This window comes from Allopontixanthobacter confluentis (genome assembly GCF_009827615.1).
Lineage (GTDB): Bacteria > Pseudomonadota > Alphaproteobacteria > Sphingomonadales > Sphingomonadaceae > Allopontixanthobacter > Allopontixanthobacter confluentis.
On sequence record NZ_WTYU01000001.1, the window covers coordinates 1,751,393 to 1,771,036 of the forward strand.

General features: G+C 58.7%; 15 protein-coding genes and 1 pseudogene. 6 read left to right on the top strand and 10 right to left on the bottom strand.

Features of this window, described 5'->3' with window-relative positions; all coding sequences use genetic code 11:
* Positions 1-5 precede the first annotated feature (5 nt).
* Positions 6-680 (bottom strand): winged helix-turn-helix transcriptional regulator, encoded by a 675-nt coding sequence (locus GRI44_RS08250; protein ID WP_160601070.1) that lies wholly within the window; start codon positions 678-680, stop codon positions 6-8.
* 214 nt (positions 681-894) lie between these two features.
* Between GRI44_RS08250 and GRI44_RS08255 the strand changes: the two genes are divergently transcribed.
* Positions 895-1,659, top strand: coding sequence for a Crp/Fnr family transcriptional regulator (locus GRI44_RS08255; RefSeq protein ID WP_160601072.1), 765 nt, complete (start codon positions 895-897; stop codon positions 1,657-1,659).
* A gap of 40 nt (positions 1,660-1,699) precedes the next feature.
* Here the strand turns inward: GRI44_RS08255 and GRI44_RS08260 are convergent, their stop codons facing one another.
* On the bottom strand, positions 1,700-2,227 hold the full coding sequence (locus GRI44_RS08260) for a flavin reductase family protein (RefSeq protein ID WP_160601074.1): 528 nt from the start codon (positions 2,225-2,227) through the stop codon (positions 1,700-1,702).
* A gap of 173 nt (positions 2,228-2,400) precedes the next feature.
* Between GRI44_RS08260 and ribB the strand changes: the two genes are divergently transcribed.
* On the top strand, positions 2,401-3,693 hold the full coding sequence (gene ribB / locus GRI44_RS08265) for a 3,4-dihydroxy-2-butanone-4-phosphate synthase (protein WP_160601076.1): 1,293 nt from the start codon (positions 2,401-2,403) through the stop codon (positions 3,691-3,693).
* A 65-nt stretch (positions 3,694-3,758) separates the two neighbouring features.
* Here the strand turns inward: ribB and GRI44_RS08270 are convergent, their stop codons facing one another.
* A complete protein-coding gene (locus GRI44_RS08270) occupies positions 3,759-4,922 on the bottom strand; it encodes an acyl-CoA dehydrogenase family protein (RefSeq protein WP_160601078.1) in 1,164 nt (387 codons plus the stop codon).
* Between the two features lie 118 nt (positions 4,923-5,040).
* Here GRI44_RS08270 and GRI44_RS08275 point away from each other — a divergent pair, with 118 nt between their 5' ends.
* The gene (locus GRI44_RS08275; protein ID WP_160601080.1) at positions 5,041-5,913 is read left to right on the top strand and encodes an alpha/beta fold hydrolase; all 873 of its coding nucleotides are present in this window, start codon (positions 5,041-5,043) and stop codon (positions 5,911-5,913) included.
* A 12-nt stretch (positions 5,914-5,925) separates the two neighbouring features.
* Here the strand turns inward: GRI44_RS08275 and GRI44_RS08280 are convergent, their stop codons facing one another.
* Positions 5,926-7,344 carry an L-serine ammonia-lyase gene (locus GRI44_RS08280; RefSeq protein WP_160601375.1) on the bottom strand — a complete coding sequence of 473 codons (1,419 nt, stop codon included), beginning with the start codon at positions 7,342-7,344 and terminating at the stop codon, positions 5,926-5,928.
* A 144-nt stretch (positions 7,345-7,488) separates the two neighbouring features.
* Here GRI44_RS08280 and tdh point away from each other — a divergent pair, with 144 nt between their 5' ends.
* The 3 genes from tdh (at position 7,489) to GRI44_RS08295 (ending at position 10,859) form a co-directional block, all read left to right on the top strand.
* The gene (gene tdh / locus GRI44_RS08285; protein ID WP_160601082.1) at positions 7,489-8,517 is read left to right on the top strand and encodes an L-threonine 3-dehydrogenase; all 1,029 of its coding nucleotides are present in this window, start codon (positions 7,489-7,491) and stop codon (positions 8,515-8,517) included.
* A 4-nt stretch (positions 8,518-8,521) separates the two neighbouring features.
* Complete coding sequence (locus GRI44_RS08290; protein ID WP_160601084.1) at positions 8,522-9,706, top strand: glycine C-acetyltransferase; 1,185 nt, start codon at positions 8,522-8,524, stop codon at positions 9,704-9,706.
* A 202-nt stretch (positions 9,707-9,908) separates the two neighbouring features.
* A complete protein-coding gene (locus GRI44_RS08295; RefSeq protein WP_160601086.1) occupies positions 9,909-10,859 on the top strand; it encodes a transglutaminase-like cysteine peptidase in 951 nt (316 codons plus the stop codon).
* Positions 10,860-10,900: 41 nt separating this feature from the next.
* Here the strand turns inward: GRI44_RS08295 and GRI44_RS08300 are convergent, their stop codons facing one another.
* From GRI44_RS08300 to GRI44_RS08325, 6 genes and pseudogenes are all read right to left on the bottom strand, one after another.
* Positions 10,901-12,166, bottom strand: a complete 1,266-nt coding sequence (locus tag GRI44_RS08300) for an HlyD family type I secretion periplasmic adaptor subunit (protein ID WP_160601088.1) — start codon at positions 12,164-12,166, stop codon at positions 10,901-10,903.
* On the bottom strand, positions 12,163-13,248 hold the full coding sequence (locus GRI44_RS08305) for a cell wall hydrolase (protein ID WP_160601090.1): 1,086 nt from the start codon (positions 13,246-13,248) through the stop codon (positions 12,163-12,165). The genes GRI44_RS08300 and GRI44_RS08305 overlap by 4 nt, the downstream gene beginning before the upstream one ends.
* Entirely contained in the window at positions 13,245-15,368 is a 2,124-nt protein-coding gene (locus tag GRI44_RS08310) for a type I secretion system permease/ATPase (RefSeq protein WP_332872382.1), read from the bottom strand. Before GRI44_RS08310 ends, GRI44_RS08305 begins: the two co-directional genes overlap by 4 nt.
* Before the next feature lie 39 nt (positions 15,369-15,407).
* The gene (locus GRI44_RS08315) at positions 15,408-16,802 is read right to left on the bottom strand and encodes a TolC family protein (RefSeq protein ID WP_160601092.1); all 1,395 of its coding nucleotides are present in this window, start codon (positions 16,800-16,802) and stop codon (positions 15,408-15,410) included.
* A 12-nt stretch (positions 16,803-16,814) separates the two neighbouring features.
* Entirely contained in the window at positions 16,815-17,525 is a 711-nt protein-coding gene (locus GRI44_RS08320; protein ID WP_160601094.1) for an OmpA family protein, read from the bottom strand.
* Positions 17,526-17,556: 31 nt separating this feature from the next.
* Positions 17,557-19,644 (bottom strand): annotated as a pseudogene (locus GRI44_RS08325) (hypothetical protein); the annotation flags it as partial.

A 19,644-nucleotide genomic window follows, 5' to 3' on the forward strand; every position in this document is an offset into this window, starting at 1 on the left:
CCGGATCAATTCGTGTCGAGAACATATCCCAGTGATCGCACGGTTCTGAGCGGATTGCCTGCCCCGGCCTCGAGCAATGCGCGGCGCAGCCTGCCAATCCATACATCCACAGTGCGCTCGTCAATCGCCGGTTCCTGCTTGCCCAGCCCGGCAATCAGATCGCTGCGGGACAATACCTGATTAGGGTTTTCGGCAAAAAAGCGCAGCAGGCGAAATTCATTGGGGCGAAGGGTAATGGGCGCGGTGCCCCATTTGGCCTGCAAAGCGGCCATATTGATCGACAATTCGCCCACTTTGAACAGATGGGCGGCATGGCGCTGGCTATGCTGGGACTGCAGAGCCAGCACGCGGTCCAGCACCCTTGTCCGGTCGAGCGGGCCGACCATGTAATCATCAGCGCCAGCGCGCAATGCGCGGCGCCGGTCATCAGCATCATCGCGTTCCAGCACCATGGTGACATGGGCATCGCAGGTGCGTGCATCGGCCCGCAGCCGGCGGCACATTTCCAGCCCGGCCAGATCATCCATGACCCAATCGACAAACGCCCACACCGGCCCTTCCACCAGACGCCGTGGGCCGCTTGCTTCCAGCCGGTCAAAAGTGAACCGCGTTTCTGCGTGAACGAAATCTTCCAGAGTTTCGCCCAGTTCTTCAGTCAGGAAGATATTGATCACGTCCATGTACCGCCATTCCCTTGTTATGCAGGAATTGCCGCGCTGATGTGACGCGATAGTGACAATCAGCCACGCTTCTTTCGCAATTCTTCCAGTGGCGGCCAACGACATATAATGCGGTGAGTTTCCCCGGATCACTGGCATTGTATCCCAGGTTAATTTTGCTTAACGCCTGCGGGGGGCGCAACAGAATGGTCAGCGCGAATATTGGTCAGGTGATATGCAGAACGAATTAGACGAATTTCCCCTCACGGGCCGGTTCCTTATGGGGCGCCTGCGCCACGCCATGAGCGAGCGGGAAAAGGAAATTCTGGAAAGCTCCATCACCGAAGTCAAAGATTTCGACAAAAACCACCGCCTCGTCTCGCGCGGGGAAAAATGCGACCACAGCACCATGCTGATCGAAGGCTTCGCCATCCGCACGATCATTGAAAATGGCCGGCGTTATGTGGTCGGCATTCAGGTGCCGGGCGATTTTATCGACCTTCACGCCTTTGCTCTCAAACGGCTGGATCATGATCTGGTCACACTTGGCCGCGCCAAGGTGGGATATGTGCCGCATTCCCGGTTGCAGGATTTGATGAATTCAGAACCGCATCTGTCGCGCTTGTTCTGGTTTTCCACCCTGCTGGATGCGGCAATCCACCGCCAGTGGGTGCTGAAACTGGGGCAGTTGAAGGCCTATCGCCGCGTGGCGCATATGCTGGCGGAAATCTGGTATCGTCTTGAAATGGTGGGCCTGTCCCATCCCGACGGGTTCCGCACACCGCTGACACAGGTCGACCTTGCCGATATGTGCGGCACCACTGCCATCCACATGAACCGCGCGCTGCGGGCGTTGAGCCGCGAAGGCGTTGCCGATTTCCGGCGCGGCAATGTCACCGTGCGCGACCGCAAAAGCCTGGAGGAGCACGGCGATTTCAACCCGACATATCTCTACGGTCAGGGTGATCTTTACATTGGCGAGGAACTGACGCGCGATTGAAGGAGCGGCAAGTCGCCCGCGCCCTGCGCGCTGCCGTGCTTCAGTCCATCGCGCCGAACCGGGCAAATCCGCCTTCCATCCACCCGAGCGGATCAAGCCCGTCTGCATCGCGCAGGCGCACGTCATAGGCATTGCCGATGAACAGTTCATGCGTGCCATGCACCAGCGTGGTGTGCACGTCGCAGAATATGCAGGCTATGGCAGCCGGTAAAAACGGAATGGAACCGGAATATTCCCATTCGGCCTGGTTGAACCGTTCCTCTCGCAGCGCACTGGTGGCAAATGTTTTCACCAGATGCGCCTGGTCCGTCGCCAGCAGATTGATGCAGAATTTGCCATTCGCCTCGATTGCGGCGTGACAGCGCGACTGGCGGTTTACCGCGACCAGCATGGACGGCGGCTCCATCGAAACAGGTATGACTGCCGATGCAGCCATGCCAGCAGGCGCATCATCCGCAGGATCATGCGTCGTCACCAGAGATACAGGGCCGGGCATGCGGCGCATGGCCTTGCGCAGGCGATCAGACAGCAGACCTTGCGCATCGGATTGAGGGGGAAGATCGTTCATCAAAAATCGCTCGTCATTGTTGGCGACCTTTTAGGGAACGCCGGTGATCTGCTAACAAAAGGCGCTGCTTGTGGCGGAATTCGAATAAAGACACCACACAGGCAAGCCGTTTATCACATTTAAATGTGATTGCACCCTTGGCATTCCACATTGCGATGTCTATTCCGCACGGCATGACACAATTTACCCCCCAGATCATCCAGCAGAAAATCCGCGATATCGTGGATGCAGGCTCCATGTCCCGTGCCGCCATCGCCCGCGCCGCAGGCCTCCACGCCAATTCGCTGCGCGATTGCACTGACGAGCAGTGGAACCCGACTACCGAAACGCTGGGCAAACTTGCGACTTTCCTTGCAGCAAATGACGACCGGCCCGTTCTCGCCACGATTGAGGAAATCATCGACGAGGCCCGCAATGGCCGCATGTTCGTGCTGGTCGATGATGAAGACCGGGAAAATGAAGGCGACCTCGTCATTCCGGCACAGATGGCGACCCCGCAGGCGATCAATTTCATGGCGTCGCATGGCCGCGGCCTCATCTGCCTCACTATGACCAAGCAGCGCTGCGACCAGCTCGGGCTGGAATTGATGAGCCAGAACAACCGCACACGCCATGAAACCGCATTCACCACTTCTATCGAAGCGCGCGAAGGCGTCACCACCGGTATCAGCGCTGGCGACCGTGCACGCACCGTCAGCGTGGCGATTGATGCGTCCAAAACCATTGATGACATTGTCACGCCGGGCCATGTTTTCCCGCTGGTTGCCCGTGATGGCGGCGTGCTGGTACGGGCTGGCCATACCGAAGCTGCGGTCGATATTTCACGCCTTGCCGGCCTCAACCCGTCAGGCGTGATTTGCGAGATCATGAATGACGATGGCACGATGGCGCGGATGGATGATCTGATTGATTTTGCGCGCAAGCATGATCTGAAAATCGGCACAATCCGCGATCTCATCGCCTATCGCCGCAAGCATGACCACATGGTGGAAAAGCGTGCCGAATCCCGCTTCGTCAGCCGCTTTGGCGGCACCTGGAATGCGATCAGCTTCTACAACAAGGCCACCGGCGATGATACGCTGGCGCTGACGCTGGGCAATGTCGATCCTGACAAGCCGACACTGGTGCGGATGCATCTGCTCAACCTGTTTGGCGATATATTCGCCGAAGACAGCCCACGCACCGGGCTGTTGCAGAAATCCATGGAAATCATCGCCAGGGAAGGTTCCGGCGTGATCGTGGTGATCAACCGCATGAAGGCCGGCGGTTTCACCATCATCACCAAGGCTCATAAGGGCGAGGCGGAACCCGCTGAAATCGAGGAATTGCGCGATTATGGCGTGGGCGCACAGATCCTGGCGGAACTGGGCGTGCATGATATGGAATTGCTGACCAATTCACACCATTCGCTGGTCGCGCTGGAAGGCTACGGCCTGTCCATCGTGGGCGAGCGCCCGATCGAATGATGGCAAACAGACAGATGGCCGCGATGAAATATCGCGGCCATATGCCAGTGCCACCAGCTAGTGCTTTACATCGAACGGGCAATCAGCATTTTCATGATTTCGTTCGATCCGCCGTAAATGCGGCTGATGCGGCTGTCGCGGAACATCCGCGCAATCGGATAATCATTAATATAGCCCCAGCCGCCATGCAGCTGCAGGCATTTGTCCACCACTTCGCCCTGTAATTCGGTCACCCAATATTTGGCGATGGACGCGGTGGTCACATCCAGTTCGCCTTTCAGCAGTTTGGCGATACAATCATTGACGAAGACCTTGGCCGCAGTGCCGCGCGCTTTAAGGTCAGCCAGTGTGAATTGCGTGTTCTGAAAATCCCAGATGGTCTTTCCGAAGGCCTTGCGCTCCTTCACATATTCAACGGTTACATCCAGCGCCTTTTCTATGGTCGCCATCGCGCCCATCGCGATCAGCAGGCGTTCCTGCGGCAATTCGCCCATCAGCTGATAAAAGCCGCGCCCTTCCACGCCGCCCAGCACATTGTCTGCTGGGATGAACACATCGTCGAAAAACAATTCGGACGTGTCCTGCGCATCCAGCCCGATCTTGTCGAGCTTCTTGCCCCGCTGGAACCCTTCCGCCCCTGCTGTTTCCAGGCACATCAGCGATATGCCCTTGTGGCCTTCGCTGGGGTCAGTCTTGGCCACAACGACGATGAAATCCGCCGTCTGGCCGTTGGAAATAAAGGTTTTCGACCCGTTCAGCTTGTAACCATTGCCGTCTTTCAGCGCCGTGGTCGTGATGCTCTGCAAATCAGACCCCGCGCCCGGTTCGCTCATCGCGATGGCAGATACCAGTTCCCCCGAAACCAGCCGGGGCAGCCACTTCTTCTTCTGTTCTTCGGTGCCGTGGCGCACGATGTACGGCAGGATGATAACATTGTGCAGGCTGGCGGCGAACCCTTCGACACCTTTGTTGGCCTGCTGCGCCACCACCACCATGTCATGGCGGAAATCCCCGCCGTGGCCGCCATATTCTTCCGGGACCGATACGCCCAGAATGCCGGCAGCGCCCGCTTCATTCCAGAATTCGCGTTCCACCTGGCCGTCTTCTCGCCATTTCCGCACCCGCTTTTCCGGCGCGTGCTGGTCGAAGAATTTGCCGACTGCGTCATGGAACATCGAGATTTCCTCGTCTTCCATATATTCGGGTTGCGGAACGTCGATAACTGCCATTACTGGACCTTTCAGCGGGAGACACTATGCCAATGTTGTATCAGCTAGTTAGCTATGTGCAATGGGCCTATGTGCAATGGGTAGTGCCGCTTGGGCGCAAGACAATCGGGATAAATGCATGGACCTGATCGGACCGACATCGCAAAGCTTCATTTCGCAGCGCACGCGCCTGCATTTTGCGGATTGGGGCAACCATGAAGCACCGCCCCTGATCCTGCTGCATGGCGGGCGCGACCATTGCCGCAGCTGGGACTGGGCGGCAGAGGAATTGCGCAACGACTGGCACGTCATGTGCCCCGACCTGCGCGGCCATGGCGACAGCGGGTGGAGCAGGACAGGCTATTACCCGATCATGGCCTATGTCTATGATCTGGCCCAGCTTATCCATCAGCTGGAACTGGCGCCTGTGACCATCGTGGCCCATTCGCTGGGCGGCAATATATCGCTCCGCTATGCCGGGCTGTATCCTGACAATGTCCGCAAGCTGGTGGCTATCGAAGGCCTTGGCCCATCGCCCAAACAAGTGGCCAAGCGGCGCGAGAAGCCGTTTGATGAACATTGGCGCGAATGGATCGAAAGCAAGCGCAAGGCGGCATCGCGCCAGCCGCGCCGCTATGAAAGTTTTGAAGCTGCCCTGCTGCGGATGCGTGATGAAAACAGCTATCTGACAGAAGCGCAGGCACAGCACCTGACGCTGCATGCTGTCATGCGCAATGAAGACGGCACCTTCAGCTGGAAGTTCGACCCGCATGTGCATGTCTGGCCGCCGGACGACCTTTCACCTGAAGACGTCCATCAGTTATGGAGCCAGATCACCTGCCCCACGCGGCTGATCTATGGCAATGACAGCTGGGCATCAAACCCAGAAAAAGACGGGCGGATCAAGGATTTTGGCGATAATGTCAGCCTGACCTCCTATGACCGCGCAGGCCATTGGGTGCATCATGACCGGTTTGATGATTTCGTGAAGGAACTCAAGGCGTTTCTCTGATGCTGTCAGTTCTCAGCATTCGATAACGTTGACCGCCAGGCCGCCCTGGCTGGTTTCCTTGTATTTGGTCGACATGTCGAGGCCTGTCTGGCGCATCGTTTCGATCACCTGATCAAGGCTGACATGCATCTGCTCGGATGCGTGCAGCGCCAGCCGTGCTGCGTTGACCGCTTTGACCGAACCGATGGCGTTGCGTTCGATACAGGGGATCTGCACCAGCCCGCCCACCGGATCGCAAGTGAGGCCAAGGTTATGTTCCATGCCGATTTCGGCAGCCGTGGCGACTTGCTGCGGGGTTGCACCCCATACGGCAGCCAGCCCGCCCGCCGCCATGGAACAGGCAACGCCCACCTCGCCCTGACAGCCCATTTCCGCGCCTGAAATGGACGCGCGCTGCTTGTAAAGGAGGCCGATGCCGCCTGCGGTCAGCAGGAGCTTGCGGATATTGGCAGTGCAATCTGCCTTCACACCGCCAGTTTCCGGGCCACTTTCCGGACCAGTTTCCAGCCCCGAACAATAATGCCGGATGACCGAAGGAATGATCCCCGCCGCGCCATTGGTGGGTGCAGTGACCACCTGGCCGCCAGCGGCATTTTCCTCGTTCACGGCCATGGCATAGACATTGAGCCAGTCGAACAATTGCTCCCGCTCGTTCGAATTGGGGCTTTCCACCAGCTTGCGCCACAAAGCAGGTGCGCGCCGTTTCACCCGCAGCTTGCCCGGCAGCACGCCATCCGTGCGCAGGCCGCGGTCGATACAGGCCATCATCACGTCGCCAATCCGGTCCAGCATGGCTTCGGTTTCCGCGCGCGGTCGGTGCGTTTCTTCATTCGCCATGATGAGTTCGTGCACAGCCATGTTTTCAGCGGCGCAATGGGCCAGAAGTTCGGCAGCGGATCCGAATGGGAACCGGGCATCGGTGGCCGCCTGAACCAGATCGCCCTTGGCAGGCCGTTCCAGCTGTCTGCGCGATGCGATGAACCCGCCGCCGGTTGAAAAATAGGTGCGCGAAAAAAGCCTGGCTCCGTCTGCATCAAACGCGGACATTTCCATCGCATTGGGGTGAAGATCGGGGATATTGTCATAAGCAAACACAATGTCCGCCTCTGGATCAAAGGCGATGTCGTGTGTGCCGCCCAGCTTCAGCCGCCCGTCCTGCGTCACCCGGGCAACGTCGGCATCTGCTGTGGCAGGGTCCAGCGTTTCAGGCTGAAGCCCTAGCAGACCCAGCACCACGGCCTTGGGCGTGGCGTGGCCTTTGCCAGTTAACGCCAGTGATCCCTGCAATTCCACCAGCACGCGGTCTGTCTGATCCAGCAGGCCCCGCTTTTTAAGCGCCACGATAAACCGCTGGCCAATCCGCATCGGGCCAACAGTATGCGAACTGGACGGGCCAATCCCGACACGAAAAATATCCAGAACCGATAACATATTTGACGTATCCCGCGCTTCATCGTCTGAGCAGTTGCGTCCCATGCGGCCACTCAGTTAGTTTCCATTGCAACAATCTGGGACTATGGGAAACCCAAAGATGGATTCGCTGCGCATCGCCGCAGCACGGTGAAAGGCATTCGCATGAAAGCGCTCGTAAAATCTCACGCCAAACCCGGCTTGTGGCTGGAAGATGTTCCAATGCCGCAAGTGGGCATCAACGATGTGCTGATCCGGGTGAAGCGGACTGCCATCTGCGGTACGGATATGCATATCTGGAAATGGGACGAATGGGCGCAGTCCACCATTCCCGTGCCGATGGTGGTGGGCCACGAATTCGTCGGCGAAATCGTGGAAATGGGCAGCAATGTCACCGATTATCACGCCGGGCAGATCGTTTCGGGCGAAGGCCATGTCGTGTGCGGCCATTGCCGCAACTGCATGGCAGGGCGGCGGCATATGTGCGCCAATGCCAGCGGGATCGGGGTCAACCGCCAGGGCGCCTTTGCCGAATATCTGGCGCTGCCTGCAGCCAATCTATGGGTGCATAACCCCGGTATCGACCTGGACGTGGCAGCGCTGTTCGATCCGTTTGGCAATGCTGTCCACACTGCCCTCCAGTTCGACGTATTGGGCGAAGATGTGCTGATTGTGGGCGCAGGCCCGATCGGCATCATGGCGGCTGCCGTCTGCCGCCATGCCGGCGCCCGCCATGTAGTGGTGACCGACCTGAATGACGGGCGGCTGGAACGTGCTGCCAGCATGGGCGCAACCCGCACTGTCAACGTGGCCCGCGAAAATCTGGCCGCTGTGCAAAAACAGCTGGGCATGACCGAAGGCTTCGACGTGGGGCTGGAAATGTCTGGTTCCGAAGCCGGCTTTGCCTCGATGGTGGATAATATGTGCCACGGCGGCAAGATCGCCATCCTTGGCCTGCCATCGGGCAATGTCACGATTGACTGGCACAAGGTCATCTTCAACATGCTGACGCTGAAAGGCGTGTATGGCCGCGAGATATTCGAGACGTGGTACAAAATGTCGGTCTTTATCGAGAGCGGGCTGGACCTGTCTGGCATCATCACCCACCGCCTGCCCGCAGACCGGTTCGAGGAAGGCTTTCAGGCCATGCTCGACGGGTCGGCCTGCAAGGTCGTGCTGAACTGGGAGGTATAAGGCAATGTACGGACAATTTCAGGACCATCTCGCAGCGCAGCTTGCCGATATTGAAGAACAGGGGCTGACCAAGCTCGAACGCGAAATCACGTCCCCGCAGGGCGCACATGTCGGGCTGGGCCAGCGTGAAGTCATCAATCTGTGCGCCAATGACTACCTTGGCCTTGCGGGCGATCCGCGGCTGGTGGATGCCGCCCGTGAAGGGCTGGAAACGCATGGTTACGGCATGGCATCGGTCCGCTTCATCTGCGGCACGCAGGATATTCACAAACAGCTGGAACGGCGGATTTCGGCGTTTCTGGGCATGGAAGATACCATTCTCTACCCGTCCTGCTTTGATGCCAATGGCGGTTTGTTCGAAACGCTGTTGACTGAAGAAGATGCGGTTATTTCAGACGAATTGAACCACGCCAGCATCATCGACGGCATCCGCCTGTCCAAGGCAAAACGGTTTCGTTACAAGAATAACGACATGGCCGACCTTGAAGCGAAATTGCAGGAAGCAGACGCTGCTGGCGCGCGTTTCAAACTCATCACTACCGATGGCGTTTTCTCGATGGATGGCTTTATCGCCCGCCTCGACGAAGTGTGCGATCTGGCTGAAAAATACGGTGCGCTGGTCCATTTCGATGATTGTCACGCAACCGGCTTCCTCGGCGATACCGGTCGCGGCACCCATGAATATCGCGGCTGCATGGACCGGGTGGACATCACCACGGGCACATTGGGCAAGGCGCTTGGCGGCGCGAGCGGCGGGTACACCGCAGCACGTAAGGAAGTGGTGGCCCTCCTGCGTCAGCGTTCGCGGCCATATCTCTTTTCCAATTCTGTCGCCCCGCCGATTGTCACCGGTGCCCTGCGCGCATTCGACATTGCCGAAGATGGCGGCGCACGGCAGCAGCTGTTCACCAATGCCGCCCATTTCCGCGAAGGGCTGGACCATATTGGCCTCGAAACCCTGCCCGGCGAACATCCGATTATCCCGATCATGCTGTATGATGCCAAGGTCGCCAAGGCGTTTGCGGCAGAGGCGTATGAACATGGCATCTATGTCACCGCTTTCAGCTTCCCAGTGGTGCCCAAGGGCAAAGCGCGGATCCGCACGCAGATGTCTTCTGCCCTGACGCGTGATGATCTTGACCATACGCTGGAAAGTTTCGCCAAGGTGAAGGCAAAACTGGGCATCTAGCCTCTGTCTGCCGGAGGCTGTCTGCACTAATGTGCAACCTGCCTGTTAGGGCGATTGGACGAATGACGGGCGGCCCGTTTCTTAACCGGCCGGTAACCCCTTTTGGAAACCTGACCTAGACCAGTGCGGGCGCATTGCGTCTGGTATGGAAAACCGGATCTCTTCGGCGCGATGGGCCAGAACCCTTATCGGGGGCTCCCTTTTGAGCGCAGGCCTTTCCCTTGCGCCGACAGCGCAAGCGCAGGTTGCCCCGGAGGTGGTCAATGTGGCGCTGATGCTTCCCGCATCGGCCGCCGCGCTGGCCAGCGTTTCATGCCATATGCCGGCAGGCATTGCAGGGACATCGGCTTTCACGCCAGCTGCAGCAGCGTCACCGTTTGCGCAGCAGACCAAGTCTGCCGCCCTTAACGGCAATGGCACGATGACCGCGCTGGAACGGATGATCCAGGCGCAGTCAGGGCAAGCAAGCGCGGCAGCGGTTGAAGCCGCCTATGGCAAGCCGGTGCAGGCACCTGCCCAGACCGCCAGCGCCATGCCAGTATCCCTTCTTGGCCTCAGCAATTGCCTCGGCCAGAGCGAAGGAAGGCTCGTCAATGTCATGCCCGCCCTTGCCGAAACCCGAACAAACCGGACGCAAGGCGCGACAGATTTTCTCGCCAGCAAGCGCATCAGCATTGGTAAGACGCATTTCGAAGCGGACTGGCAGCGCGTCAGCCGCGGCAGTGTGTCCAAGGACTGGGCAAACCGCCGTTTGGGCGCTTTGCAGCGTAGTGATGCGGACATTATTTCAGCCGTAAACGCCTATGCCAACAAAACCATCCGCTATGCCGAAGACCGGGATTTGTGGGGCAAGGCCGATTACTGGGCCAATGCGAAAACCACCTTCCGCCTTGGCAAGGGCGATTGTGAAGATATCGCCATTGCCAAGATGCAGATGCTGGCAGCGCTGGGTATCAAGCGCGATGATATGGTGCTGACCCTGGCAAAGGATCTCGTCCGGCGGGTGGATCATGCCGTACTGATTGTGCGTGTGGATGGCCGATTTGTCATGCTCGACAACACCACGGACAAGCTCATCGATGCGTCGGTTTCGCAAGGCTACCGCCCGGTGCTCAGTTTCGGGAACAAACAAAGCTGGCTGCACGGATACTGATCCGTGCCACACCGGCCACGGGGCGACATTACCGCCCGAAATTACCGTTCCGTCAATGCCTGGTCGAATGCCTTGGCCACCGGCTTGAGCAGGTAATTGAGGATCGATTTCTTGCCCGTGATGATTTCCACGTCGCAAATCATCCCCGGCACAATCGGCAGCTTCTGCCCGCGCCGTTCGATAAAGGCGCGGTCAGTTTCAACCACCACCAGGTAATAGGCTTCCCGCTCGACTTCATCATAGATGGAATCCGCGCTGATCTGCTGCACGGTACCCGACAGGCCGCCGAACACGGAAAAATCATACGCCGTCACCTTGATATTGGCATGATCGCCAATCTTGATGAAAGCGATGTCGCTTGGCCTGATGCGCGCTTCCACAAACAGGCGGTCCCCCACCGGGACGACCTGCATGATCTTTTCGCCCGCATTCACAAATCCGCCGACTGTGGTGATCTGCACATCATTGACGATACCGTCTGACGGGGCGCGCAATTCGTTGCGCTGCTGGCGCGCTGTTGCGCCGCGGATGGTTTCCGCATTGACCGCAATGCGCGTGTTGACTTCGCTGCGCTCGCTCAGGGCCTGTTCGCGGAAATCCAGCCGCGCGGAATTAAGCTGTGCCTGGGCTTCGCCAATGGAAGCCTGCGCCCGCGCTACACCCTGACGCGCTGCGGACAGGCGCCCGCGTGTGTCCACCAGATCGCGCTGGGCGGTAATCAACTCCGTCTGCGGGATGATGCCTTTGGCTGCCAGCGGCTGGAGCATATTAACCTGGTCATTCGCCAGCCGGACACTGTTTTCCAGCGCAGAGACGGTGGCCTGCCCTTCGCTTAAATCGCGGCGGCGCTGTTCGACAGCGGCTGCCAGCGCGTTTTCCCGGCTTCGTGCCGTGGCGCGGCGAACTTGCGACAACCCGCGTTCTTCCGCGCACAAGGTGCCCGCCCCGCAGCCCATGGCCCCGCCGGACGCCTCGGTAGAAAGCCGCTGCGAACGTGCAGAAAGGCGCGCATTTTCGGTTTCCAGCTGCCCCAGTTCTGACGATGCCTGCGCATCATCAAGCCGCACCAGCAATTGGCCTTTTTTCACTGCCTGCCCGCTGCGCACCAATATATCTGCAATAGTGGCCGCTTCGGCTGGCTGGACAAGCTGGGTTTTGCTGGACGGGATGACTTTGCCCATTCCGCGCGTCACTTCTTCCACCTGCGCGAGGCTGGCCCACACGATCAGCGCCAATATGCCAACCGCCGCAATGGCAATAAGCCTGCGATTGGCGTCCCAACCGGCAATGCGGGATTTCCAGTTCATGGATTAACTTTCGCAGGTTTTGCGCCATCTGCAAGCAGCGGCGCTGCCACGGTTTGTGGTTCGCCCTGCCGGTCCAGCGTGGCGCGATAGGATGAGGCCCCTGCAACAGGGTCAGGAATGGACAGACGCCATTCCTTGGTCGTGTCGATCCGGCCGCCCACATCAGCCGCCGCATGGCGGTCTGTCACATGCTGCGTCACGGTCAGGCCGGGCACATATTCATCTTCCACCTGCGCCAGCAGTTCGGTTTCAATGTCTGCATCAAGCGCATTGCGCAGGCGCGCCATATCCAGCGACGGAATGGCCTCATGGCCTGACCACAGGCGCGTAAAGGCGCGCGCCTTGCCCCAGTCACCCTGGAACCTGTAAAAAATATGCCGTCCAATCTGCTCGATCTTTCCCAGACGGTATGCCCAGCGCGGCAGCACATAGTCCGCATGATAATGGGTGGCAGTGCCGACGCTCGGCTCGATTGTGCCGGTCAGCGCAGCTTCTGCCACCTTGCTGGATTCTTCCCACTGGCGGGCCATGGCAGGGCGCAGCAGCGAACCATCGCACGTAAAGCTGAACTGGCAGACCGGCTTGGTGGCCCCATCATACACGACGCCGCACACCGATGAGGGGTATGCCGGATGGCGCATTCTGTTCAGCACCACTTGCGCCACGGCGCGCTTGCCCTGCACAGGTTCATTGGCAGCTTCATAATAAATGGCCTGCGTCATGCATTTCAGGGCTGTTCGAAAACTTGCCTTGTCACCGCCCAGCGCTGAAAAACCGGCCACTTTCTCAACCGTGCCGCCCACCAGCGGGATCAGCGCGTTGCGTTCCTGTGCGGATTCGCCCTGCAGCACCAGTTCAGCGCCGGTGCCAGCCGTTATGCCCGCCAGATTATCGGCCTGTTTCTGGCTGATATGCATCGGCGCAGCGCCTTTGGCTTGATTGGCCATCCACAAGGTTCCGAACAGCAGACCCGCCAGCACCACGAAGAATGCCACCAGAAAAATCCGCATCCGGCGCGAAGGGACAGCAACTGCCGATGCTTCAGCAGAAGGGGCCGTGGGATGTGGGGGCGTGTCCATCATGCGATGGCCCCCGATTTGGCAATAATCTCGTCCTTGGGACCATCAGCGATTATGCGGCCATTTTCGAGAACGATGATGCGGTTGCACAAGGCAAACAGCGCCGGGCGATGGGTGGATACCACCAGCGTCTGCGCAGGCTGCATGGTGGATTGCAGGCGGTCCACAAACAGCTTTTCGGTCTGGCTGTCCATTGCGCCTGTCGGCTCGTCAAGGAACAGCAGTTTCGATGGTGACACAAAGGCGCGGGCCAAGGCCAGGAACGACCGCTGGCCGCCAGACAGCTTGCGGCCATGTTCGCCAACCATGCGGTCAAACCCGCCTGCATCCTGTGACAGGAACCGGTCGGCCCCTGTTACCCTGAGTGCTTCCATCAATTCCTGGTCGGCGGCATCGGGGCTGCCCAACGTCAGATTGTCCTTCACAGAACCTGTGAAAAGGCTGGCATCCTGACCCACAAAGCGGAAGGAATTGCGCAGATCCTGCGGGCGGAACTGCAGGCTGTCTACCCCTTCCACCAGCATGGTGCCGCCAGTTGGCTGATAAAGCCCGCACAAAACCCGGCCCAGCGTGGACTTGCCCGACGCAACGCGCCCGACGAGGGCGATCCGCTCGCCCGGTTCAATCGTCAGATTTATGGACTGGAGCGACGCGACAGGCGCATCGGGATAGCTGAATTCCACATTGTCCATCCTGATTGATGCCGAACGGATGACCGCCGGGATGGACACGCTGCCCTGCCGCCGTTCATCTTCTGCATCGAACAGGCCTTCGATACTGGTCAGTGTTTCGCGTGCCTGGCGGCCGCGGGTGAGCAGAAAAGCGATTTGCCCGGCAGGCGCCAGCGAACGGGAGGACAACATCACGATCGCGATAATGGCGCCCATCGATATCTTGCCTGCATCGAACAGATAATAGCCGCCAATAACCAGTGAAATGCTCGAAATTTGCTGGAAAGATGCTGCCAGCCCCACAGCTGTAGCGCTGATCTTGCGCAGGCGGGCCTGCGAATGTCCGCCCACTTCTGCCAGGCGATACCAGCGGCCAACCATGCCGCCCTCGCCCGTCAGGCTTTTGAGAGTTTCCATGCCGGCCAGCGATTCCACCAGCAATGTCTGTTGCAAACCGTGGTCCGCCTGCGCATCGCGTGACGCTTCGACGACTTTGCGCTGAAGGATGAAGCCGGCAATCGCCATCATCACCATGGCTACCAGCGGGATCATGGCGAGCCAGCCTGCGATATAGGCAATCGCCGCGACGAAAATGACCAGAAACGCGACATCCACCATCAGGACGATAGTGGTCGAAGCGAAGAAATCTCGGACGCTCGCATATTCCGAAACACGCGCTGCCAGCGCACCTGTATTGCCCTTGCGCGCGCTTAATGGGGTCACCAGCAAGCGGCCGAATATCTTTTGCGAGAGCTTCAGGTCGAGGCGTTTGCCAACTTCGTCGATGACATTGGCCCGCGCATTACGAAGGCCAAATTCCAGCGCAAACGCCAGCAGCACGCCAATGCCCAGCACCCACAAGGTGGATTCGGCGCGATTGGGAATGACGCGGTCATATACATTCATGGAAAATAGCGGCAGCGAAAGCGCCAGAATATTGATGATCAGCGACGCGATGATGACCGGTCGGTAAGCGGCCCGTTCCTTGTGCAGCTCACTCCAGAACCAGTGATTGCGCCCCTTGGCATGCCACGGCGCTTCGCTTTCGCGCAAATTGTCAGGATCGCCCGTTACAGTCAGAAAACCGCCGGTAAACTGGCCTGCTACGCCATCGAAGCTTTCCCACTGGGTCTGGCCGGTTTCCGGCCGCCAGACCAGCAACTGGCCATCCTTATATTCGTGAAGGACGGCCAGGCTGTTGTCGGTAAGGGAGATGAGTGCAGGAAAGTGGTAATCGCTACGCGGCAGCTTGCGGCCATCACGCGGGGCAAAATTCATGCCTGCCAGTTCTATGGCAGGCCCGGCCTGATGAAACGGCAGTGTGCCATTTGCGTCGCGCGCCAGCGTGTAAAGCTGGGACGGTGAAAATGGCATTCCGTAACGCGCTGCGAGTTCGGCAATTGCGCCGGACACGAAATCTGCATTCGCTGCATTGCTAAGCTGGCCGTGCACCACCTTTCCTCAATTCCTTTAAAGCCGGTTGCCTATCAATTACGGATAGACGCGGCGCTGCAGTTCGGCCGGTGTTTCCGGTCCGTAGTTGAATTGCTGACGCTCTGTCTCGCCAGCACCGGCACCCGGTGCCAGTTCAAGCGCTTCCAGGAACCGGTTTGTAGCTGCCAGAGTTTGATATTCTGCAAACAATTGCGAGAAACGTGCAGTTTCAAGCCGGACCTGCGTATTATAGCGTGTATTCTGCGCGTCCAGCACATCCAGCAGTGAACGGCGGCCAACGTTGAACTGGCTGCGATAGGACAGCAGCAGATCATCGCTTACCCGGCTCTGCCGGTCCAGCGCAGCCGTGATATTGTCCTGCGCCTTGATTGCAGTCCATGCAGCGCGCACATCTTCTTCAGCCTCGCGGTTGACCTGATGGAGGCGGTAACGCGCTTGGCTGGAACGCCGCACCATTTCCTGATATTTCGCCCGGTTTATGCCGCCGTCAAAGATGTTCCAGCGCAGATACAGCCGTGCCTGAACATCGTTGGTTTCGCCCTGAAATCCGTCAATATCATCACCGATCCGGCCAACCACTTCCGCGCCGATTGTCGGATACAGATCGCCCAGAGCCGATTGGGCCAGCGCATTGGCGGCATCAACATCGGCCTTGGCTTCCAGAATGCGCGGATTGCTTACCCGCGCAAAGCCCACAGCCTGATCCAGATTGGCAGGCAGCATGGCATCAAAGCTGGGCGGCAACTGGCCCTGGCTGATGTCCAGGCCAGTCAGGCGGCGAAGCGTAATCTTGGCATTTTCAAGATCCTGATATGCTTCCTCCTGCCGGACAACCGCCGATTGCAGGCGCTCTTCCGCTTGCTGGCGATCGGCGATGCTGATCGAGCCTTGCTCCACCCCTTCGCCCAGATCACTCACCAGTGTCTGGTGGAAGCCGACATTATCCAGCGATGCGGCAACAATCCGCTGCTGCAACATGATGTCAAGATATTGGCGCGCAATCTGCAACGCGACGAATTCCGAACGTTCCAGAACGCGCAATGATGCACCGTCCACCCGCGATGTCTGCCGCAGCAATTCACCGCGCCGGCGCCCGAAATCGACAATCGTCCAATCCGCCTTGGCACTCGCCTCCAGCGGGTAAAGCTCATTATTGGCGATGCCTAGGTTGCGCCGCGTGGCGTTTTCAAGGCGGCGCACCCCGGCGGATGCTTCCAGGTCGACGCGCGGTGCGTAAAGCCCCTGGGCCTGCCTGCGTTCGAATTCGATCGCTTCCTTGTTGAACTGCGCCTGCAAAATTTCCGGGTTGGATGCCATCGCAACTTCGACAGCCTCGCGCAGGCTGGTACCCTGCCCTGCATCCTGCGCAAAAGCGCCCGTGGCGCAGCCCATCATCAAAGCGGCCGCAAAGGTGATTTTCAGTTTGAACATGGTGTCCCCCAATCAGTTCGCGACGATTTCGACGCGGCGGTTCTGCGGATTGCGAACGCCGTCGGCTGTTTCTTCAAGCGGTTGCTTTTCTCCGCGCGCTTCCACGCGCAGCATGGATGGCGCAACGCCCCCATTCCGCAGATATTCCGCCACCGTATTGGCCCGGCGCAGCGCAAGCCCTTCATTGTAGGAATCGCTGCCGGCGCGGTCAGTATGGCCGATCACCGTGATGCTGGACCATTGGCAACGGCCCGCATTTTCCGTCACGAATGCCACGCTGTCAGATGCCGAAGCAGGCAGGTCCGACGAATCGAAATCAAAGAAGATCATGCCTGCAACGTCACGATTGCATACGGCAGTCTGCACAGGCGGCGGCGGTGCCACAACCACTGGCGGCGCTGGCATGCGGTTCATCATCCGTGCGGCCATCGCGCATTTGGCAATGCTGGTTTCATCCCTGGTGGATGATTTGAGAAAGCCCAGCGCAATACCGCATTGGGCCTTGGCTTCATTGGCCCACATGAACCGGTTGTCATTGGCAGAAACAATCGCAGGATCGATACTCGCAGCCAGTCCCGCATCGTAGCGGGTCTGGATTTCCTGACGCAGTTCGGAAATGCCGAGCCCCATCAGGGTCTGCGTGTCATCCTGCGCCATGGCTCCTGCCGACCACAGGCCGGTCAGAGCTGCCGCGCAGACAGACAGTCGTTTGAGATTGGTCATAGGTATCCCCCTGGTCTTCCTTGCGCTCACATCACGCCGTAGCTGTGAGCATGCTCATATCTTCTGCAGCCGTATCCACCACGCCCTGCATTCCGAAAATTCCGTGCGATTGCGCGACACCCATGTTGAGGATGCCGACATCAAATGTTCCTGCAGGCCCGCTGGCTGGCGTTCCTTGACCGGCATCAAATCCATCAGCGGCAAAGTGATCGATAATCGCTTCAACTGCCTGATCTGACACCATATCGAGGAAGGCTTCCTGCAAATCAGGCATTTCCTGCGTGGTAACAGTGCTCGCCTGCGCCGCACCATTGCCAGCTTCGGCCGCGCTGCCCTGGCCCAGTGTCAGCAGCGCATCCATCATCATCGAACCTTCCACCGAAGGCGCTGCAATGGCGGCTGTCTGGGCGTTTGCACCAAAGGAGAACGCAGGCTCGCTGGTCTGGCTCGTCAGATCGATCTGGTCATAGATCGACACATGGTCGAACCCTTCGAATTTGCCGACATCCTGCCCGGCAAGATCGCTTGCGCTGTCAATGCGGGCAGACAAGCCCGCATCCTGCGAACCGAAGAACGCATCGTCTGCCGCCATCAACTGTTCGGGTTGATCAGCCAAGCTGAGAGATACAGTCGAGGTCACGAAACTTTCCGAATTGTCCAGGCCCGTCATATCCATGCCGGACTGCTCCAGCGGCGATGCCACCAGGCTTTCCGGCATGGCAACAGCCACCGCCATGGCAGAGATTGTTGCCATCTGCGCCCCGCGCTGATCCATGCCTGACCGCTGCGAATTGGTGCCGCCAATGGGGTTTGTGGCCAAATTGTCATTGCTGACTGAGCCTTCAACCGTGGATAGCAACATTGCGGAACTGGCGCTGCTGAGGGCGGATGCCATGCTTACCGGCTGCAAGGTTATGCTGATGTCGGTCAGGCTATTGGCCACATCGCCATCACCATCCACCGTAACCACGGGGACTGTGAAATTAACCGGGTCATTGCTGATGGTGGTTGCGCCAAAATCGCCGATCTTGAACGTGTTGCCGCCAGCATAGCCAAATTCGATGCTGCTGAAGCCATCGTCGGTGAAACCGGCAAGGCGGGTATTTTCCACCACACCTGCAACAGTGGCATAACCGCCTGTGAAGGTGACCAGGAAAACATGGCCGCCAACCGTCACATTGCCGCTGGTGGTGACGACTTTGGTCTCGCCATTATAGCTGATGCCAATCGACGTGATCGGATCCTGTGTGCCGTCATTGACCAGATTGTTGCCATTGTAATCGTCAAACGCTTCGATCTTGACAGACGAGCTTCCGGTAATCTTGGTAAACAGCGCGGATGCACCATTGACCGTATAATGGCCGGAGAACGTATGGTTCTGGTTGGCCGGGACCGCATAGTCAGCACCGCTGCTGGGGCTTCCCGTCAGATCGATCACAAAGTCCACCCGGAACACTTCGCCGGCCCCGACCGAGTTGCCTGCGCTGATGCCGCCTTCATTGGCATTGGTGTTCACCGTGCCGGCGTTCAGATCGTTTTCCTGCGGGGTCAGCAGCAAATCCCTGCTGCCGGTCGTTCCTGGCTGCGTGAAACCTGCCCACGAACCATTGCCGCCGACAAAATTATAGCCGCCATCGTTGAAGTCGATCGTGCTCTTTGAATCGAGCGGTTGCGTCAGATTGATCACATATTGGTCTTCCGCACTCAGCGGATCGAGCGTGATCGTGAATACCAGCGTACCATCACCGGATTTGGTTGCGGTCAACACGCTGCCATCAGCCGAGATGGCATAGCTCAGCGGAGCCAGACCAGAAGTCAGGTTCTGCGATTCAAGAGCCGTGATGCTGGCTGCGGTAAAGACAACCGCGCCGCCATCTGCGCCAAAATTATTATCGACGTCATTATCGACATCAAGGAACTGCGATCCTGTCTGACCGGCAGCATTGGTCACTGTTGTCAGAGCCTTCGGCGCGATTGCAGCAGGCGCATCATCGTTGAAGATGATGGAAAGCGCGCCATCGGTGCTGCTATCGCCGTCGCTATCGCTGGCGAGATAGTTCAGCACCACAGGTGGTGCACTGGTTTCGCCATTGCCTGCCGCGTGCAGCACATTGTCGAC